At 64.2% G+C, this 19,893-nt stretch carries 19 protein-coding genes; 6 read left to right on the top strand and 13 right to left on the bottom strand.

What is annotated here, in order from left to right:
* Positions 1 to 6: 6 nt before the first annotated feature.
* From AC1RRP_RS17665 to AC1RRP_RS17605, 13 genes are all read right to left on the bottom strand, one after another.
* Complete coding sequence (locus tag AC1RRP_RS17665) at positions 7 to 1,023, bottom strand: NADP-dependent oxidoreductase (protein ID WP_493038488.1); 1,017 nt, start codon at positions 1,021 to 1,023, stop codon at positions 7 to 9.
* 22 nt (positions 1,024 to 1,045) lie between these two features.
* On the bottom strand, positions 1,046 to 1,480 hold the full coding sequence (locus AC1RRP_RS17660) for a PaaI family thioesterase (protein WP_493038486.1): 435 nt from the start codon (positions 1,478 to 1,480) through the stop codon (positions 1,046 to 1,048).
* Positions 1,481 to 1,489: 9 nt separating this feature from the next.
* On the bottom strand, positions 1,490 to 2,281 hold the full coding sequence (locus AC1RRP_RS17655) for an SDR family oxidoreductase (RefSeq protein ID WP_493038484.1): 792 nt from the start codon (positions 2,279 to 2,281) through the stop codon (positions 1,490 to 1,492).
* Between the two features lie 23 nt (positions 2,282 to 2,304).
* Entirely contained in the window at positions 2,305 to 2,499 is a 195-nt protein-coding gene (locus AC1RRP_RS17650; protein ID WP_493038482.1) for a hypothetical protein, read from the bottom strand.
* Positions 2,499 to 4,406: an acyl-CoA dehydrogenase family protein gene (locus AC1RRP_RS17645; protein WP_493038480.1), complete on the bottom strand. Its 1,908-nt coding sequence runs from the start codon at positions 4,404 to 4,406 to the stop codon at positions 2,499 to 2,501. Before AC1RRP_RS17645 ends, AC1RRP_RS17650 begins: the two co-directional genes overlap by 1 nt.
* Positions 4,407 to 4,430: 24 nt before the next feature.
* Positions 4,431 to 5,606: an acetyl-CoA C-acyltransferase gene (locus tag AC1RRP_RS17640; protein ID WP_493038478.1), complete on the bottom strand. Its 1,176-nt coding sequence runs from the start codon at positions 5,604 to 5,606 to the stop codon at positions 4,431 to 4,433.
* 18 nt (positions 5,607 to 5,624) lie between these two features.
* Positions 5,625 to 7,727: a 3-hydroxyacyl-CoA dehydrogenase NAD-binding domain-containing protein gene (locus tag AC1RRP_RS17635; RefSeq protein WP_493038476.1), complete on the bottom strand. Its 2,103-nt coding sequence runs from the start codon at positions 7,725 to 7,727 to the stop codon at positions 5,625 to 5,627.
* A gap of 273 nt (positions 7,728 to 8,000) precedes the next feature.
* Positions 8,001 to 8,696, bottom strand: a complete 696-nt coding sequence (locus tag AC1RRP_RS17630) for an ABC transporter ATP-binding protein (RefSeq protein ID WP_493038596.1) — start codon at positions 8,694 to 8,696, stop codon at positions 8,001 to 8,003.
* A 10-nt stretch (positions 8,697 to 8,706) separates the two neighbouring features.
* A complete protein-coding gene (locus tag AC1RRP_RS17625) occupies positions 8,707 to 9,480 on the bottom strand; it encodes an ABC transporter ATP-binding protein (RefSeq protein ID WP_493038474.1) in 774 nt (257 codons plus the stop codon).
* A gap of 14 nt (positions 9,481 to 9,494) precedes the next feature.
* A complete protein-coding gene (locus AC1RRP_RS17620) occupies positions 9,495 to 10,784 on the bottom strand; it encodes a branched-chain amino acid ABC transporter permease (RefSeq protein ID WP_493038472.1) in 1,290 nt (429 codons plus the stop codon).
* Between the two features lie 148 nt (positions 10,785 to 10,932).
* Positions 10,933 to 11,949 carry a branched-chain amino acid ABC transporter permease gene (locus AC1RRP_RS17615; RefSeq protein ID WP_493038470.1) on the bottom strand — a complete coding sequence of 339 codons (1,017 nt, stop codon included), beginning with the start codon at positions 11,947 to 11,949 and terminating at the stop codon, positions 10,933 to 10,935.
* Between the two features lie 122 nt (positions 11,950 to 12,071).
* Entirely contained in the window at positions 12,072 to 13,304 is a 1,233-nt protein-coding gene (locus AC1RRP_RS17610; RefSeq protein WP_493038468.1) for a branched-chain amino acid ABC transporter substrate-binding protein, read from the bottom strand.
* A 154-nt stretch (positions 13,305 to 13,458) separates the two neighbouring features.
* Complete coding sequence (locus AC1RRP_RS17605; RefSeq protein ID WP_493038466.1) at positions 13,459 to 15,090, bottom strand: 3-(methylthio)propionyl-CoA ligase; 1,632 nt, start codon at positions 15,088 to 15,090, stop codon at positions 13,459 to 13,461.
* Between the two features lie 123 nt (positions 15,091 to 15,213).
* Here AC1RRP_RS17605 and AC1RRP_RS17600 point away from each other — a divergent pair, with 123 nt between their 5' ends.
* From AC1RRP_RS17600 to AC1RRP_RS17575, 6 genes are all read left to right on the top strand, one after another.
* The gene (locus tag AC1RRP_RS17600) at positions 15,214 to 16,704 is read left to right on the top strand and encodes a protein adenylyltransferase SelO (RefSeq protein ID WP_493038464.1); all 1,491 of its coding nucleotides are present in this window, start codon (positions 15,214 to 15,216) and stop codon (positions 16,702 to 16,704) included.
* Positions 16,701 to 17,108, top strand: coding sequence for a peptide-methionine (R)-S-oxide reductase MsrB (gene msrB / locus AC1RRP_RS17595; RefSeq protein ID WP_493038462.1), 408 nt, complete (start codon positions 16,701 to 16,703; stop codon positions 17,106 to 17,108). The genes AC1RRP_RS17600 and msrB overlap by 4 nt, the downstream gene beginning before the upstream one ends.
* A gap of 46 nt (positions 17,109 to 17,154) precedes the next feature.
* A complete protein-coding gene (locus AC1RRP_RS17590; RefSeq protein ID WP_493038460.1) occupies positions 17,155 to 17,688 on the top strand; it encodes a septation protein A in 534 nt (177 codons plus the stop codon).
* A gap of 103 nt (positions 17,689 to 17,791) precedes the next feature.
* A complete protein-coding gene (locus AC1RRP_RS17585; protein WP_493038458.1) occupies positions 17,792 to 18,031 on the top strand; it encodes a BolA family protein in 240 nt (79 codons plus the stop codon).
* 59 nt (positions 18,032 to 18,090) lie between these two features.
* A complete protein-coding gene (locus AC1RRP_RS17580; RefSeq protein WP_493038456.1) occupies positions 18,091 to 18,876 on the top strand; it encodes a foldase protein PrsA in 786 nt (261 codons plus the stop codon).
* Positions 18,877 to 19,033: 157 nt separating this feature from the next.
* Complete coding sequence (locus tag AC1RRP_RS17575) at positions 19,034 to 19,867, top strand: metal-dependent hydrolase (protein ID WP_493038454.1); 834 nt, start codon at positions 19,034 to 19,036, stop codon at positions 19,865 to 19,867.
* Positions 19,868 to 19,893 lie beyond the last annotated feature (26 nt).

Here is a 19,893-nt window from a genome sequence, read left to right as displayed (position 1 = left end):
CAATGCCTAGATCAGCTTGACGAGCTGCTTGCCGAAGTTCCGGCCCTTGAGCAGGCCCAGGAACGCCTCGGGTGCGGCTTCCAGATTCGGGGCGACGCTCTCGCGTGGGCGCAGCTTGCCGGTGCCCACCAGGGTGCCGAGTTCCTTGAGGGCCTCGGGCCAGACTTCCATGTGCTCGCTGACGATGAAACCCTGCACCTTGAGTCGGTTGGTCAGGATGAGCTGCGGATAGGTCATGGGCACAGGCTGACCATCGTAGCCGGCGATCATGCCGCAGACGGCGATGCGGCCGTGCGCGTTCATGCGCGACAGCACGGCATCCAGCACCAAACCGCCCACGTTCTCGAAATAACCGTCGATGCCATTGGGACAGGCTTGCTTGAGCGCCTTGGACAGCGAGCCCGCGTCCTTGTGCTGCTTGTAGTCGACGCAGGCGTCGAAGCCCAGTTCCTCGACCACATAGTCGCACTTGTCCTTGCCACCGGCAATGCCCACGACACGGCAGCCACGTGCCTTGGCGAGTGCACCGTAGGCGCTACCCACGGCGCCCGCGGCGGCGCTGACCACCATGGTCTCACCGGCCTTGGGCTCGATGATCTTGACCAGGCCATACCAGGCGGTGACGCCCGGCATGCCGACCGCGCCCAGGTAGTGGCTCAGCGGCACATGCGTGGTGTCGACCTTGCGCACCGCGCCGGGCTGGTTGGCATCGACCACGCTGTACTCCTGCCAGCCGCCCATGCCCACCACCTTGTCGCCGGCGGCGAACTTGGGGTGGCGGCTCTCCACCACCTCCCCCACGGTGCCTCCGATCATGACCTCGCCCAGGGGCTGGGGCTGCGCGTAGCTCTTGCTGTCGTTCATACGCCCGCGCATGTACGGGTCCAGGCTCAGGAAATGGTGGCGCACCAGCACCTGGCCGTCCTGCAGTGCAGGCGTCTGGACGGTGACAAGCTTGAAGTTGCTGGCCGTGGCTTCGCCCTCGGGGCGGTTGTCGAGCAGGATCTGGCGGTTGCTGGGCATGGTGTGTCTCTGTAGGTCTGGGTCAGTCGGTGGAAATCACGTTGAGCGCCTGGCTGTCCTTGGGGCCGGTCGGCAGGCGCCTGACGTACTTGAAGGTGCCGGTGGCGTGCGAGCAAGGTTTGCCCTCGGCGTCGTAAAGGGTGGCCTCGGTGAAGGCCAGGGTGGCGGTGCGGTGGATCAACCGGCCCCTGGCCGTGAGCTTGCCGCGCGCGGCCTGCATGAAGCTGGTTTTCATTTCGATGGTGACCACGCCCATCTCGGGCTGCACGCTGCGCGCCGCCGTGGCCATGGCCACATCCATCAGCGTCATGGTGGCGCCACCGTGCGTGACGGCAAAGGAATTCAGGTGCTCGGGTCTGGCCTCGTAGTGCAGTTCGGACTGGCCATCTTCGAAGCGCTCCAGGGTGAAACCCAGGTGATCGACAAAGGGGACGCGTACGCCAAAAGGAATCGACATACAGCCTCCTCAACCTCCGGTCACGCAGCTCACGCCGCCATCCACGGCCAGCCACTGGCCGGTGATGTGCTTGCCGGCGGCCGAAGCGTAGAGCACGCACAGGCCCTTGAGGTCCTCGTCGTCACCCAGGCGCTGCAGCGGCGCGTGCTTCTTCAGGTTCTCTTCGCCCCAGGCGGCCAGGGTGCCGGCTGTCATCTTGCTCGGGAAGAAGCCCGGGCAGATGGCGTTGACGTTGATGCTGTACTTGCCCCATTCGGCGGCCAGAGCGCGCGTGAAGTTGATCACCGCGCCCTTGGAGGTGTTGTAGGCGATGGTGGTCATCTCGGGCGGGTTACCGCCCAGGCCGGCGATGGACGCCACGTTGATGATGCGGCCCGACCTGCGCGGGATCATGCTCTTCTTGCCGATCACCTGGCTCAGGATGAAATAACCGCGGATGTTGAGGTTCATCACCTTGTCCCAGGCGGGAATCGGATGGTCTTCGGCGGGCGCGCCCCAGGCGGCACCGGCGTTGTTGACCAGGATGTCCACCTCGCCCATGCGCTGCATGGTTTCATCGGCCAGGCGGTGGATGTCGTCTTCGCGGGCGCAGTCGGCGGCGATCCAGCGCGCGTCGATACCGGCGGCCTGCAGGTCGGCCACCGCCACCTCCAGCTCGTCGGCCTTGCGGGCGCTGATCATGATGCGTGCTCCGGCCTCGCCCAGCGCCTGGGCCAGCTGCAGGCCCAGGCCGCGTGAGCCGCCGGTGATCAGGGCGGTCTTGCCCTTGAGGTCGAAAAGTTGCTGGATGTTGCGTGTCATGGTCGTCTGCCTTGGTTCCTTGCTTATTTCATGCGGGAGCGGATCCAGATCAGCAGGACCCCGGTGCCCGCGACGATGGTGCCGCCGATCTGGAGGATGTCGGCCAGCCGCCTGTCGTAGCGCTGCACGAACATGCCCAGGACCAGCGCGATCAGCCCGCCATAGACAAGTATCCAGACCAGCCGCTCGACGCGGAGTTTGTTGAGTTCGCTTGCCATCAGAACGCCTCCTCGGGAAATTCCGCACACGTCATGTCACGGGATTCCACCACCTTAAGCCAGGCGCCGATTTTCGGCAATTCATATCGGAAGAAAAATTGCGTCGCCAGCAGGCGGCCACGCTGGGTCATGTCCCGGCTGTCCGGTTTGGCCGCCAAGGCTACTTCGAGCCAGATCCAGGCCAGCACCGTGTGGCCGAAAGCCTGCAGATAGGGCACGGCATTGGCCAAGGCCTCACCGGGCTGACCGGTGGACCAGGCCGCTTTTGTCGTCGTGCCGACCTGCTGCAGGGCCTGGGCCAGCTGCGCAGCGTAGGGGGCCAGTTCGACCTGCGTCTGCGCACGGGCGATGGTGCTTGTCATGCGGCCGGCCAGCAGCTGCAGGCCCCGGCCCTCCTCCATCAGCACCTTGCGACCCAGCAGGTCCAGGGCCTGGATGCCGTGTGTGCCCTCGTGGATCATGTTGAGGCGGTTGTCGCGCCAGTACTGCTCCACCGGGAAATCGCGCGTGTAGCCGTAACCGCCGTGGATCTGGATGGCCAGGGAATTGGCTTCCAGGCACCACTCGCTGGGCCAGCTCTTGGCGATGGGCGTCAGCACCTCCAGCAGCAGGCGAGCCTCGTCGGCGGCCTCGGATGTGCCCGTATGCTGCTCGTCGACCAGGCGCGCGCAATAGAGCTGCAGCGCCAGCGAGCCTTCGCAATACGCCTTCTGCGCCAGCAGCATGCGCTTGATATCGGCGTGTTCGATGATGCGGATCTGCGGCTGGGTCGCGTCCTTGCCCGCCGGGCCCAGTCCACCGCCGGGCCGCCCCAAGGTGGACTGCGCCCCCTCGGGGGGCAGCGACGACGCGCCAGCGCGGAGCGTGGGGGCTTGTATCGGCCGGCCTTGCGGGCGGTTCCTGGCGTAGTCCAGCGCGGCCTGGTAACCCGCCATGCCCAGCATGGTGGCCGCCATGCCGATGCCGATGCGCGCCTCGTTCATCATGTGGAACATGCAGCGCAAGCCCTGGCCGGGCTGGCCCACGAGATACCCGATCGCCCCACTGTCACCGCGCACCGGGTACTTGCCTTCACCGAAGTTCAGCAGGGTGTTGCTCGTGCCGCGCCAGCCGCACTTGTGGTTCAGGCCGGCCAGCGCCACGTCGTTGCGCTCCCCGGTCAGCTGGCCCTGTGTATCGACCAGCTTCTTGGGCACGATGAACAGCGAGATGCCCCGTGTCCCCGGTATCGTCTTGCCATCGGCACCAGGGATCTTGGCCAGCACCAGGTGGATGATGTTCTCGGTCAGCTCGTGTTCGCCGGCCGAGATCCACATCTTGTTGCCCCTGAGGCGGTAACGCGGGCCGAGCGGATCCGTGGCATGGTCCGCACCATCAGGAACCGCACGCGTGGCGATGTCGCTCAATGACGAGCCGGCCTGCGGTTCGCTCAGGCACATGGTGCCGGAGAAACGCCCCGCGAATTCGTTTTTGGCAAAGACCTCTTTCTGCAGATCCGTGCCATGTGCCATCAGCAGGTTGGCATTGCCGGAAGTCAGCAGGCCCGAACCGATGCTGATCGAGGCCATGGCGAAGAAGGAGTTGGCCGCCGCCTCCACCGTATAGGGCAGCTGCATGCCGCCGATGTCGTAGTCCTGCGCGGCGCTGAGCATGCCTGAGGCCGCGTAGGCCTTCTGGGCATCGTGGGTGGCCTGCGGCAGGATGACCCGCTCGCCATCGAAGCGCGGCTCCTCGGTGTCGACCGTTCGGTTGAACGGTGCGTATTTCTCGCGGGCGATGCGCTCGCAGGTGTCGAGCACCGCGTCGAAGGTCTCGCGGTTGTGGTCCGTGAAACGCTCGCGCGCATTCAGCGTTTCGGCCGCGAGCCACTGGTAGAGCAGGAAGTCGAGGGTCTGCCGGTAGCTCATGGTGCGAGGCGCCTTTCCTGCTGTTTACAGCACCTCGAACACGCCGGCCGCGCCCATGCCGCCGCCGATGCACATGGTGACCACCACACGCTTGGCGCCGCGGCGCTTGCCTTCGATGAGGGCATGGCCGGTCAGGCGCTGGCCACTCACGCCATAAGGATGGCCCACGGCGATGGCACCGCCGTTGACGTTCAGGCGGTCCGCCGGGATGCCCAGCTTGTCGCGGCAGTAGAGCACCTGCACGGCGAAGGCTTCGTTGAGTTCCCAGAGGTCGATGTCCGAGACCTTCAGGCCCAGGCGCTTGAGCACCTTGGGCACCGCAAACACGGGGCCGATGCCCATCTCGTCGGGCTCGCAACCGGCCACGGCAAAGCCCAGGAAACGGCCCAGGGGCTTGAAGCCGCGTTTGCTGGCGAGCTCTTCGCTCATGAGCACGCAGGCGCCGGCACCGTCGGAGAACTGGCTGGCATTGCCGGCCGAGATCACACCGCCGGGCATGGCCGGCTTGATGCCGCTGATACCTTCTTTCGTGGTGCCTTCGCGCAGGCCTTCGTCCGCGCTGATCGTGACCTTCCTGGTGATCAGGCCCAGGGTCTTGTCGGCCACGCCGGCCGTCACCGTGATGGGGGCGATCTCGGCGTTGAACAGGCCAGCGGCCTGGGCCGCGCAGGCCTTCTGCTGGCTGGCGGCACCGTATTCGTCCATCACATCGCGGCCGATGTTGTAACGCTTGGCCACCTGCTCGGCGGTCTGCAACATGTTCCAGTAGATCTCGGGCTTGGCCTTGAGCAGGGCAGGGTCCGTGATCATGTGGCGGTTGGCCTCGTTCTGCACGCAGGAGATGCTCTCCACGCCGCCGGCCACGTAGACATCCCCCTCACCCGCGATGATGCGCTGCGCGGCCATGGCGATGGTCTGCAGGCCCGAGGAGCAGAAACGGTTGATGGTGACACCGGAGACGGTGACCGGGCAACCGGCGGCCAGGGCGATCTGGCGCGCGATGTTGGAGCCCGTGGCGCCCTCGGGCGTGGCACAGCCCATGAGCACGTCGTCCACTTCGCCGGCGTCGATGCCGGCGCGCTGGATGGCGTGCTGCACGGCATGGCCACCGAGGGTGGCGCCGTGGGTCATGTTGAAAGCGCCCTTCCAGCTCTTGGCCAGGGGGGTGCGTGCGGTGGAAACGATAACGGCGTTGGTCATGTCTGAATCTCCTAATGCTTAGCCGTTGAAGCTCTTGCCTTCGGCCACCAGGCGGGCCAAGAGGGGGGCCGGCTGCCAGAACTTGGCGTCGTCCAGCGGGTTCTGCGCAAAGCGTTGCATGCTCTGGACCACGTTGAACAGGCCGATGGTGTCGGCGTACTGCATGGGGCCGCCACGGTGGATGGGGAAGCCGTAGCCGGTCAGGTAGACCATGTCGATGTCGCTGGCGCGCGAGGCAATGCCCTCCTCCACGATATGCGCCCCCTCGTTGACCAGGGCGTAGACCAGGCGCTGAACGATCTCTTCGTCGGAGATCTTGCGCGGCGTGATACCCATGTCCTTGCGGTGCTTCTCGATCATCTCCACCACGACCGGGCTGGGGATGGCGTCGCGCTTGCCGGGCTTGTAGTCGTACCAGCCGGCGCCGGTTTTCTGGCCGTACCGGCCCATCTCGCACAGGAGGTCGGCGGTCTTGCTGTATTTCATGCCCGGCTTTTCCACGTAACGACGCTTGCGGATGGCCCAGCCGATGTCATTGCCAGCCAGGTCACCCATGCGGAAGGGACCCATGGCGAAGCCGAATTTCTCGACCGCCTTGTCGACCTGCTCTGGCGTGGCGCCCTCCTCGATCAGGAAACCGGCCTGGCGGCTGTATTGCTCGATCATGCGGTTGCCGATGAAACCGTCGCAGACACCGGAGACCACGGCGGTCTTTTTGATGGTCTTGGCCACGGCCATCACGGTGGCCAGCACGTCCTTGCCGGTCTTGGCGCCGCGGATCACTTCCAGCAGCTTCATGACGTTGGCGGGACTGAAGAAATGCAGGCCCACCACGTCCTGCGGGCGCTTGGTGAAGGAGGCGATCTTGTTGACGTCCAGCGTGGAGGTGTTGGAAGCCAGGATGGCACCGGGTTTCATGACCTCGTCCAGCTTCTTGAACACGGTCTCCTTGACACCCATCTCCTCGAAGACAGCCTCGATCACGAGATCGGCGTCCTTGAGATCGTCGTAGTTCAGCGTGGTCGACAGCAGCGCCATGCGCTGCTCGTACTTGTCCTGCTTCAGTTTGCCCTTCGTGACCTGGGCTTCGTAGTTCTTGCGGATGGTGGCCAGGCCGCGGTCCAGCGCTTCCTGTTTCATCTCCAGCATTTTCACGGGAATGCCGGCGTTCAGGAAATTCATGGTGATGCCGCCACCCATGGTGCCGGCGCCGATGACGGCCACAGCCTTGATCTCGCGTTTCGGGGTGTCTTCCGGCACATCCGGAATCTTGGAGGCGGCACGTTCCGCGGCGAAGATGTGGCGCAGTGCGCGGCACTCAGGGGTCCACATCAGGTTGATGAAGATCTCGCGCTCGTAGAGCAGACCTTCGTCGAATTTCTTCTTGGTGGCGGCTTCCACGGCGTCCACGCACTTGAGCGGGGCTGGGAAATTCTTGGACATGCCGCCCACCATATTGCGGGCGAACTGGAAATAGGCGTCTCCCAGCGGGTGCTTGGCCGGCAGGTTGCGCACCAGAGGCAGCGGGCGCACGTCGGCCTTTTCCTGGGCCAGGGCAATCGCTTCGTCCAGCAGTGTTTCGTTGGACTTGGCCAGTTTGTCGAAGAGCTTCTGGCCGGGCACCATGGCCAGCATCTCGCTGGGCACCGGCTCGCCACTGACGATCATGTTCAGCGCGGGCTCCACACCCAGGGCGCGCGGCAAACGCTGCGTGCCACCGGCTCCAGGGATCAGACCGAGTTTGACTTCAGGCAGGGCCACCTTGCAGCCCGGCGCAGCGATGCGGTAATGGCAGCCCAGGGGCAGCTCCAGGCCACCTCCCATGGCGATGGTGTGCATGGCGGCCACCACGGGCTTGGCCGAGTTCTCGATGGCCAGGATGACGCTCAGCAGGTTCGGTTCCTGCAGGGCCTTGGGGGTGCCGAATTCCTTGATGTCGGCGCCGCCCGAGAAGGCCTTGCCTGCACCCGTGATGACGATGGCCTTGACCTTGCCGTCGGCGTTGGCCTTGGCCAGTGCCTCGGTGATGCCCTTGCGGGTTTCGTAGCCCAGGCCGTTGACGGGCGGGTTGTTCAGCGTGATCACGGCGACGTCGCCATGCACCTTGTATTCAGCGCTCATGCTTGCGTTCCTCGGGTGGTTCAGAAAATCGAACGATCGTTCGATTTTTGATTGTAGAAGGTTTATGTTGCGATGCAACGAGGGTTTGTCACGGCTGGGACAAGCGCTCCACTGTGCCGGCACACAGCGCTCCAAACTTGTAAAGAAATCGTAGCGAGCGGCCCGAGGGCAAGGCGGACGGAGCGCAGCCACCGGAACGTACTTCTGTACGTGAGGATGGCGAGCACCGCCCAACGCGGCAATCGGGTCGCGCAGCAGATTTATTCACAAGTTTCAGACCTCCAGCCACTCCTTGCGGGTATAGCTGTCGTTGCGCAGCGCTTCGGGGGTGCCCTCGAAGACGATGCTGCCGTGCCCCATGACCAGGGCGCGGTCGGAAATGGCCATGGCGATGGTCAGCTTCTGCTCGATCAACAGCACCGAGATGCCGCGGTCCTTGAGCGTCTTCAGGTATTGGCCCACCAGTTCCACGATCTTGGGCGCCAGGCCTTCGGTCGGCTCGTCGATGATGATGAGGTCCGGGTCGCCCATGAGGGTGCGGCACAGGGTGAGCATCTGCTGCTCGCCGCCTGACAGCACGCCGGCTTCGGTGTGCTGGCGCTCCTTGAGGCGCGGGAACATGGCGTACATGTCATCGAAGGTCCAGCGGCTCTTGCGCCCCTTGCCTTTCTCACCCAGCATCAGGTTCTGGTGCACGGTCAGGTCGGGGAAGATGTCGCGGTTCTCGGGCACGTAGCCCAAGCCCAGGTGGGCGATCTCGAAGGCCTTCTTGCCCTGGATCTCCTGGCCCTTCCACTGCACGCTGCCGGCGCAGTCCACCAGGCCCATGACGGCCTTGGCCGTGGTGGAGCGCCCGGAGCCGTTGCGACCCAGCAGGGCCACGATCTCGCCGGGCTGCACCTCGAAATGCACGCCGTGCAGCACATGGCTCTTGCCATAAAAGGCGTGCAGGCTCTCAACTTTCAGCAATGCAGACATGTCAATGGCCTCCCGCCTGCGAGTCGGCCACGGTGGAGCCCAGATAGGCTTCCTGCACGCGGGCGTTCGCGCGTACCGCTTCCGGCGTGTCAAAGGCCAGCAGCTCGCCGTAGACCACCACGGCAATCTTGTCGGCCAGACCGAAGACCACGCCCATGTCGTGCTCCACGGTCAGCAGGGTCTTGCCCTCCGTCACTTCGCGGATCAGCTTGATGAACCGCGTGGTCTCGCTCTTGCTCATGCCGGCCGTCGGTTCGTCCAGCAGGATCACGCTGGCGCCGCCGGCGATGGTCACGCCGATCTCCAGGGCACGCTGCTCGGCATAGGTCAGGTTCACGGCCAGGATGTCGCGCTTCTTGTCCAGGCGGATCATCTCCAGCAGTCCCTCGGTACGGTCGTTGGCGTCTTCCAGATCGGCCAGGAATTTGAAGAAGGTGTAGCGGTAACCCAGGCTCCAGAGCACGGCACAGCGCAGGTTCTCGAACACGCTGAGTTTGGGGAAGATGTTGGTGATCTGGAAGCTGCGCGCCAGGCCCATGCGGTTGATCTCGTAGGGCCGCATGCCGTCGATACGCTTGCCGTGCAGCAGCACTTCGCCACTGGTGGGGCCGAAACGCCCGCTGATCAGGTTGAACAGCGTGGACTTGCCGGCGCCGTTGGGGCCGATCACTGCCACACGTTCACCGGGCTGCACGACCAGATCGACGCCACGGATGATCTCCGTCTTGCCGAAACTCTTGCGCAGCGCCTTGAGCTCCAGTGCAGGTTGGGTCATGTTCGTGGCCCCGCTCATAGCGCTTCCCTCCGCTTGATTTCTTTTTCGATGTCTTCCTGGACCAAGCCCCATTCATGCACATAGTGGCGGCGGCACAGCTCGAACAGGCCCAGGCCCGTGAGCATCACGAAGGCGCCCCCAAACCAGTGGTCCGGGCTGTGCGCGTTGAGCGGAAGGCCGATGAAACGCAACTCCGGCCCCATGGAAAGATTGAGCTGCAGGTGGTAGACCATCTCGATCAGCACCGCCGCCCCCACCAGCAGCACCAGGGCCGAAATGGCCAGGCCCAGGTAACTGACCCAGAGCTTGCGCAGGAAACCGAAACTGGCCACACGCAGGTTCATCATGATCAGGCTGGCGATGCCGCCAGGGGCGTACATCACCATGAACACGAAGATCAGGCCCAGGTACAGCAGCCAGGCCTTGGTGATCTCCGACAGCAGCACCGAGGCCAGCACCATCAGCACGCCACCGATGATGGGGCCGAAGAAAAAGGTGGCGCCGCCCAGGAAGGTGAAGAGCAGGTAGGCGCCGGAGCGGATGCCGCTCACCACTTCGGCCGTGACGATCTCGAACAGGATGACCCCCAGGCCACCCGCGATGCCGGCGAAGAAGCCCGAGATGATGAAGGCCAGGTAACGCACGCGCTGCGTGCTGTAGCCGATGAACTCCACCCGCTCCGGGTTGTCACGCACGGCGTTCAGGATGCGGCCCAGCGGTGTGCGCGTGAAGGCGAACATGAGGGCCACACAGACGAAGGTGTAGACCGCGATCAGGTAATAGACCTGGGTGCCGGGCCCGAAGCTGATGCCGAAGAAGGGCTGGCCCACGACCCGGTTGCCCGAGACACCGGCCTCGCCGCCGAAGAATTCGGAGAACATCAGTGACATGGCGAACACCAGTTCGGCCAGGCCCAGCGTGATCATGGCAAAGGGTGTGCCGGACTTGCGTGTCGTCACGTAGCCAAAAAGCAGGGCAAAACCCAGGCCGGCGAAGCCGCCGATGATGGGCAGCAGGCTCACGGGAATGGGCAGGGTTCCCTTGCTGACCATGTTCAAGGCATGGATGGCCATGTAGGAGCCCAGGCCCGAGTAGACGGCGTGGCCGAAGCTGAGCATGCCGCCCTGCCCCAGCAGCATGTTGTAGGACAGGCAGGCGATGATGGCGATGCCCATCTGCGAGAGCATGGTCACCGACAGGCTGCTGGTAAACAGCTTGGGCACAAAGAGCAGCAAGAGGGCAAAGAGACCCCAGATGATCCAGCGACCAACGTTGTAGGGCTTGAATTCGTAATACTGCTTCACTGCGCGATTCCCATGGCACTACGTTTCAGCAAAGAAGGATGCATACCACGATGCAAACCGAGGGCTACCGCGGAACCGGCTTTGCCGGGCCGCTGGTTGCGCCCCCTTGAGGGGGAGGCGCCGAAGGCGCTTCGGGGGTGTTTCATATTCATTCGTCCCGTGTACCGAGCAGGCCCTTGGGCCGGAAGATCAGGATCAGGACCAGGAAGAGATAGGGCAGGATGGGTGCGACCTGCGAGAGCGTGAGCTTGAGCACCGAGTTGTTGCGAGCTGCCGCGCTGAGCTCCAGGCCCAGCTGCTGCGCCAGCGTGATGAAGGAATAGTCAAAGGCCACGGCAAAGGTCTGGATCACGCCGATCAGCACCGAGGCCAGAAAGGCGCCAGAGAGCGAACCCAGCCCGCCCACCACCACCACCACGAAGATGACGGAGCCCACGGTACCGGCCATGGCCGGCTCGGTGACGAAGGTGCTGCCGCCGATCACACCGCCCAGGCCGGCCAGCGCAGCGCCGGCGCCGAACACCAGCATGAAAACGCGGGGCACGTTATGCCCCAGGGATTCAACCATCTCGGGGTGTGTCAGCGCGGCCTGGATCACCAGGCCGATGCGGGTGCGGGTGAGCATGAGCCACAGGGACACCAGCATGAACAGCGCCACCAGCATCATGAAACCGCGCGTGGCCGGGAAAGGCGAGCAGGCCGCGGCCGCACAAAGCTCGGCCGGCGCCACGCCCCAGACCAGGCTGATGCCCTCGGCAGCATGGTTGACCAGCGTGAACATCGGGCCCTGCAACAGCTCGGGCGGGCGGAATTCCACCGCCGTGCGGCCCCAGACCAGCTGCACCAGCTCGAGGATGATGTAGGACAGGCCGAAGGTGATCAGCAGTTCCGGCACGTGGCCGTATTTGTGCACCTTGCGCAAGGCGAGGCGCTCGAACACCGCGCCCAGCAGACCCACCACCAGCGGGGCCATGATCAGTCCGGGCCAGAAGCCGACCAGAGAGGCCACACTGTAGCCAATGTAGGCCCCCAGCATGTAGAAGCTGGCATGGGCGAAATTGAGCACGCCCATCATGCTGAAGATCAGCGTCAGCCCGGAGCTGAGCATGAACAGCAAGAGCCCATAGCTCAAGCCGTTGAGCATGGAGATGATGAAGAACTCCATCAGGAAACAACCTTCCGTGTCTGCCGGGCAGACCTCAATACGTACACATTCCTGTCAGACATGAAAAGGGCCCGACCTTTTCAGAACAATCGGGCCCCATGCCTGGCTGCAGTCAGGAAAACTCAGGGACGCTTCATCTGGCAGCTGGTGGGGGTGCTGGACACGTAGGACGGGAATTCCTTCACCAGGGCCAGGGTCATGCCGGTGTTCTCCGGGCTGTACGGGAACTTCTTGTCCGCCTTCTGCCATACCGTCAGGAACAGCGGCTGCTGCATCTGGTGGTCGGTCTTGCGCATTTCGACATCGCCGTTGTAGCTCTTGAACTTCAGGCCTTCCAGGGCGGCCGCCACCTTGACGGGGTCGGTTGACTTGGCCTTGGCCATGGCTTCACCCAGCGCCTTGTAGATGTGGATGACCGAGCCGGTGTAGAAGTCGTCCTTGAATTTGGCCTTGTATTCGGCCTGCCACTTGCCCATGTCACCACCCATGTTGTAGTGGTTGTAGGACACCTGGAAGACGCGGCCGGCACTGGTCTGGCCCAGGGCGGTCGGCGTACCGCTCACGCCGGTGTAGTAGGTGTAGAACTTGCCGTTGTAGCCGCCTTCGTTGGCCGCCTTGACCAGCAGGGCCAGGTCGGAACCCCAGTTGCCGGTGATCACGGTGTCGGCGCCAGAAGCCTTGATCTTGGCGATGTAGGGCGCGAAGTCGCGCACCTGGGCCAGCGGATGCAGGTCTTCGCCGACGATCTTCACATCGGGGCGCTTGAGCGCGATCAGCTCCTTGGCGAACTTGGCGACCTGGTGGCCGTGCGAGTAGTTCTGGTTGAGCAGGTAGACGCTCTTGATGTCTTTCTGGTCCTTCATGAAGGTGGTGATGGCTTCCATCTTCATGGAGGTGTCAGCGTCGAAGCGGAAGTGCCAGTAGCTGCACTTACTGTTGGTGAAGTCGGGGTCCACGGCCGAGTGGTTCAGGTAGATGATTTCCTTGCCGGGGTTGCGCTCGTTGTGCTTGGCCACGGCGTCGATCAGCGCGCCGGCCACCGAAGAGCCGTTGCCCTGGGTGATGTAGCGCACGCCCTGGTCGATGGCGGCCTTGAGCTGGTTCAGGCTTTCCGCCGGGCTGAGCTTGTTGTCGAGGGCGATGATCTCGAACTTCACGCCGGCCGGGTTGCCCGCGCCGCTGAACTTCTCGCCGAAGAACTGGAAGCTGCGCACCTGGTTGTTGCCCACCGGGGCCATCAGGCCGGACAGCGGATCGATCCAGGCGATCTTCACGGTTTCGCCCTTCTGGGCCAGGGCCGCACCGGCAAAAGCCAGCATGGCGGCGGCGGTCACAAGTTTCGTGGTGAACTTCATTTGAAATCTCCTCGTTGACAAAACCATTGCAGCGTAACCAAATTCCTAGGGTGCAGCGCTAGGGATTGCCCTAGAACTATCGCCTTTGCGACTCCGGCACCAAGTCGGCCGGAGCATCGTACCCAGGCAGCTCATTCAGCATGCTGGCGGGCGCTCAGGTCCCGGGCAGCCTGTAGTCCTTGAGCGTCTCGCGCAGCCGCGTCTTGAGCATCTTGCCGGTGGCGCCCAGGGGGATGGCATCGACAAAGATCACGTCGTCCGGGATCTGCCACTTGGCCGTCTTGCCTTCGTAGAACTGGAGCAACTCTTCCTTGCTGACTTCCGCACCGGCTTTCTTCACGACCACGACCACAGGCCGCTCATCCCATTTCGGGTGTTTCATGCCGATGCAGGCCGCCATGGCCACAGCCGGGTGGGCCACGGCGATGTTTTCCACCTCGATCGAGCTGATCCATTCACCGCCGGACTTGATCACGTCCTTGCTGCGGTCGGTGATCTGCATATAACCATCGGGGTCGATGGTGGCGACGTCACCGGTGGGGAACCAGCCGTCCTGGACCAGCGGGTTGCCGCCCTCGCCCTTGAAGTACTCGCGCAGGATCCAGGGCCCGCGCACCAGCAGGTCGCCGTAGGCCTTGCCGTCCCAGGGCAGATCCTGGCCGTCGCCCCCCACGATCTTCATGTCCATGCCGTAGATGGCGCGCCCCTGCTTGAGGCGGATCTTCATCTGCTCGGACTCGGGCATCGTCAGGTGCTTGTTCTTGAGCGTGCACAGCGTGCCCAACGGCGACATCTCGGTCATGCCCCAGGCGTGCAGCACTTCCACGCCGTATTCTTCGCGGAAGGCCGTGATCATGGCCGGCGGGCAGGCCGAGCCGCCGATGACGGTGCGCTTGAGCGTGGAGAACTTCAGGCCGCCGGGTTTCATGTGGCCCAGCAGCATCTGCCAGATGGTGGGCACGCCGGCCGCGTAGCTCACACGCTCGGCCTCGATCAGTTCGTATATCGATTTTCCGTCCAGCGCTGGCCCCGGAAACACCAGCTTGGCACCGGTCAGCGCGGCGGAATAGGGAATGCCCCAGGCATTGACGTGGAACATGGGCACCACCGGCAGCACCGAGTCGCGTGCGCTGAGGCACATCACATCGGGCAGCGCCGCGGCATAGGCGTGCAGGATGGTGGAGCGGTGGCTGTACAGCGCGGCCTTGGGGTTGCCCGTGGTGCCGCTGGTGTAGCACATGCTGGAGGCCGAGTTCTCGTCGAACTCGGGCCAGCGGTATGTGTCACTCTGGGCACCGATCCAGGCCTCGTAGCTTTGCAGGCCGGGAATGCCGCTGTCCTTGGGCAATTTGTCGGCGTCACACAGGGCGATCCAGTGCTTCACCGTGGTGCACTTGGCGTGCACGGCCTGGATGATGGGCAGGAAGGACAGGTCGAAGCACAGCACCTGGTCTTCGGCGTGGTTGGCGATCCAGGCGATCTGCTCGGGGTGCAGGCGCGGGTTCAAGGTGTGCAGCACACGGCCCGAACCGCTCACGCCGAAATAGAGTTCCAGATGGCGATAACCGTTCCAGGCCAACGTGGCCACGCGGTCGCTGAACTTCAGTTTCAGAGCATCCAACGCATTGGCCACCCGACGCGAACGCAGCGCCACGTCACGCCATTGGTAGCGGTGGAGGTCGCCTTCAACCCGGCGCGAAACGATCTCGCCGTCACCATGATGACGTTCGGCAAAGTCGATCAGGGAAGAAATCAGCAGCGGCTGGTTTTGCATCAATCCGAGCATGGACAGGTCTCCTTTTGTGTTCTGTGCTCTCTCTTTACCAGTATGGCGCAAGCAAACGGGCTGTCCACACAGGGTAAGTCCCTGATCAGGACCGGAGATAGTCCGCTGCGTGACAATGCACGGATGTATGTCGCAAGCGAAGTTCCCGTGGATGCAGAGGCCGCCGTCGAGTCCGGCCTGGGCTGGGTCAACCGCTACGCCGCCCTCGGCCCAGCCTTCCACACCGCCCTGCCCCCGCAGCCCCTGCCTGCGCCCTACTGGGTCGGCCAGAGCCGCGCCGTAGGCCGGGACCTTGGCCTCCCCGAAGGCTGGACCGAATCCGGGGACCTGCTGCAGGCGCTCAGCGGCAACCGCCCCCTGGCGGGCAGCCAAAGCGTCGCCACGGTCTACAGCGGCCACCAGTTTGGCGTCTGGGCCGGCCAGCTGGGCGACGGGCGTGCCCTGCTGCTGGGTGAGACCGATACCGGCCTGGAGCTCCAGCTCAAGGGCGCCGGGCGCACGCCCTATTCGCGCATGGGCGATGGCCGGGCCGTGCTGCGTTCCAGCATCCGGGAGTTTTTGTGCAGCGAGGCCATGCAGGGCCTGGGGATTCCGACCACACGTGCCCTGTGCGTGACCGGCTCGGACGCGCCTGTGCGTCGGGAAGAAATCGAAACCGCCGCCGTGGTCACCCGCGTGGCACCCAGTTTCATCCGCTTCGGCCACTTCGAGCACTTTGCAGCCAACGACCAGCCCGAAGAGCTGCGCCGGCTGGCCGACTTTGTCATCGACCACTACTACCCGGCCTGCCGCGGCACGGAGAAGTTCGCTGGTAATGCCTACGCCGCCCTGCTCGACGCCGTCAGCGAACGCACCGCCGCGCTGCTGGCGCAGTGGCAGGCCGTGGGTTTCTGCCATGGGGTCATGAACACCGACAACATGAGCATCCTGGGCCTGACGCTGGACTACGGCCCCTTCCAGTTCCTGGACGGCTACGACCCGGCGCACATCTGCAACCACTCCGACACCCAGGGCCGCTACGCCTATGGCCGCCAGCCCAACATCGCCTACTGGAACCTCTACTGCCTGGGTCAGGCCCTGCTGCCGCTGATCGGCGAGCAGGAACTGGCGCTGGCCGCGCTGGCGTCCTACAAAACCGTGTTCCCGGCCGAACTCGAAGCGCGCCTGCGCGCCAAGCTCGGTCTGCACACCTCACGGCCCGGGGACCGGGCCCTGGTCGAGGGCATCCTCAAGCTGCTGGCCCAGGAGCGTGTGGACCACACCATCTTCTGGCGCCGGCTCAGCCAGTACGCGGGCGATGCCCAGGCCACCCCGGTGCGCGACCTGTTCCTGGACCGCACGGCCCTGGACGACTGGTTGCGCGGCTACGATGCCCGCCTGGCCCGGGAAGAAGGCAAGCCCGCCGCCGCCATGCTCAGGGTCAATCCCAAATTCATCCTGCGCAACCACCTGGGCGAACTCGCCATCCGCCAGGCGCGCGAGAAGGATTTTTCCGGCGTTGCGAAACTTCTGGCCTTGCTGGAGACTCCATACGACGAGCACCCCGGCCATGAGGCCGAGGCCGGTTTCCCGCCCGACTGGGCCAATTCCATAGAGATCAGCTGTTCATCATGAGCTACGCCATCCAGAAGACCGCCGAAGAGTGGAAAGCCCTGCTGGCCGCAAAACACGCCGAACCCGTCGCCTACCAGGTCACGCGCCACGCGGCCACCGAACGTCCGTTCACAGGTAAGTACGCCGACTTCTGGAAACCCGGGCACTACAGCTGTGTCTGTTGCGGCGCGCGCCTGTTCGAGTCCGACAGCAAGTTTGACGCCGGTTGCGGCTGGCCCAGCTTTTCCGAACCCGCCGAACCGCACGCCATCGAAGAGCGCCGCGACATCAGCCACGGCATGGTGCGCGTGGAAACTGTCTGCGCCCAGTGCGGCGCCCACCTGGGCCACGTCTTCGAGGACGGTCCCGCGCCCACCGGGCTGCGCTATTGCATGAACTCGGCGGCGCTGGAACACAAGCCCTGAGCGGCCTTCCCTGCCCCGATAATGCGGGCAGACGAGTCTTTACCCCATGAAAATCCTGATCGACTTCTTCCCCATCCTGCTGTTCTTCGGCGCCTACAAGTTTTACGACATCTACGTCGCCACCGCGGTGCTGATGGCCGCCACCGTGCTGCAGACCGGCCTGATGTACGCCATCGACCGCAAGCTGCAGACCATGCAGAAGATCACCCTGGCGCTGATCCTGGTCTTCGGCACGCTGACTCTGGCCCTGCACGACGACCGCTTCATCAAGTGGAAGCCCACCGTGCTCTACGCCGCCATGGCCGTGGCGCTGGCCGTCGCGCTGTGGGCCATGAAAAAGAACTACCTCAAGCTGCTGCTGGGCAGCCAGCTGGAACTGCCCGATGCCGTGTGGATGCGCCTGAACGTGGCCTGGATCGTCTACTGCGCCTTCATGGCCGCGCTCAATGGCTATGTGGCGGCCTTCTACAGCACCGAGGCCTGGGTCAACTTCAAGCTCTGGGGTTATGCCTTCCCCCTGATCTTCATCGTCGGCCAGGGCCTGTACATCGCGCGCTACCTGAAGACCGACCAGGCCTGAGCGCCATGAGCGCCGCGCAGAACCGCCTCAAGCAAGCTCGCACCGCTGTACGCAGCACGGAGGTACTCCAGTGACACAGGACCTGTCCGGACTGGCCGGCCGCATGGCCGAACGCCTGCAGCAGAAGCTGCAGCCCAGCGTGCTCGACGTCATCGACGAAAGCGCGGCGCACGCGGGCCACACCGGCTCCAACGGCACGCCCTACGGCACCCATTTCCGGGTGCGCATTGCTTCACCCTTTTTTACAGATATCCCGCGCGTCGCGCGGCACCGCCTTGTGTATGATGCGCTGCAAGATTTCATCGCCCAAGGCGTGCATGCGATCGCCATCGAAACGCTCTGAACGCACCCGGGCCTGTTTTCCCCTCCCCTGACCTCTCCGTCGATTTCCTAGGATTCATGATGAACAAGCTGATACTCCCGGCCCTGGCCCTGGCCACGCTGATGGGCGCCCTGGCTGCTCCGGCCCAGGCCCAAAACCTGGCCATCGTCAATGGCAAGCCCGTCCCGCTGGCACGCGTCGATGCGCTGGCCCAGCAGTTCGCCCGCTCGGGCCGCCAGATCACGCCCGAGATGATGGACGAGCTCAAGAAGGCCGTGGTCGACCGCGAACTGCTGGTGCAGGAAGCACAGAAGCAGGGCCTGGACGCCAGCCCCGAGTTCAAGGCGCAGATGGAGTTCACGCGCGACTCCCTGCTGATCCGTGACCTGGTGACCACCTTCCAGAAGAACAACCCGATCACCGACGCCGAGATCCAGGCCGAGTACGACAAGTTCGTCGCCGCCAATGCCGGCAAGGAATACCGTGCCCGCCATATCCTGGTCGAGAAGGAAGCCGAAGCCAAGGCCATCATCGCCCAGCTCAAGAAGGGCGCCAAGTTCGATGCCATCGCCAAGAAGCAGTCCAAGGACCCGGGCTCCGGCGCCAACGGCGGCGACCTGGACTGGGCGGCAGCCGGCAACTACGTCAAGGAATTCTCCGACGCCATGGTCGCTCTGCCCAAGGGCAAGATCACCGAAACCCCGGTCAAGACCCAGTTCGGCTACCACGTGATCCGCCTGGACGACGTGCGCGAAGCCCAGCTGCCCAAGCTCGAGGACATCAAGCCGCAGATCGCCCAGCAACTGGGCCAGCAGAAGCTGGTGAAGTTCCAGGACGAGCTCAAGGCCAAGGCCAAGATCGAATAAACCCTGGCAGCATCCCGGAAAAACGCGGCCTGGGCCGCGTTTTTTCATGGCCCGGATAAAACTCGCGGGGTTTGCTCGCTTGACGCCGGCCCGTCGCCTGTATTCAATCGGTGCAGCAAGTCCCCTTCCCCAACGACCACAGACCAGGAGATCCTCCATGCAGCCCTTGTTCAAGCAATTACTGAAAGCCGCCCTCGCCACCAGCGTCCTGTTGGGCGCCATCAGCGCGAGTGCCCAGAGCGGCAAGACCGAGGTGCTGTGGCTGGGCCAGGCCAGCGTGCGCATCACCACGCCCGGCGGCAAAGTCATCGTGGTCGATCCCTGGCTGCGCACCAACCCCAAGACCCCGGCCAGCTTCAAGAACCTGGAAGCCCTGGGCAAGGTCGACCTGGTGCTGGTCACACACGGCCATTTCGACCACGTGGCCGATGCCCCGGATCTGGCCAAGATGCACAAGGTTCCGATGTACGGCCCGGCCGGCCTGAACCAGACCCTGACCACCCTGGGCGTGCTGCCCGCGGAACTGTCCCCGCGCTTCGGCAAGGGCGGCACCATCATGCCCTTCGGTCCCAACGGCGTGAAGATCACCGCCACCCACGCCGAACACTCCTCCGAGTACGCCTGGAAGAACCCCGCCACCACCAAGGAAGAAGTGCAGGTCGGCGGCGAGCCGGTGGGTTTCATCATCGAGATGGAAAACGGTTTCAAGATCTACCACATGGGCGACACCGGCCTGTTCGGCGACATGAAGTTCATCGGCGAGTACTACAAGCCCGACCTGCTGCTCATCCCCATCGGCGGCCACTTCGTCATGAGCCCGGTGGATGCCGCCTATGCGGTGAAGAACTACCTCAAGCCCAAGTACGCCCTGCCCATCCACTACGGCACCATCCCGCAGCTCAAGGGCACCACGGCCGAGTTCTCTGCGGCACTGGGCAACGAGGCCAGCAAGATGCTGGCGGTCAATCCCGGTGAGAAGGTGGACTTCTGATGCCCCTGCCGTTCCCGCCCCTGCGC

The organism is Hylemonella sp. GW821-FHT12C09 (genome assembly GCF_058807395.1).
Note: the sequence above shows the minus strand (reverse complement) of the source record. Positions and strands in the feature narration are given on the sequence as shown.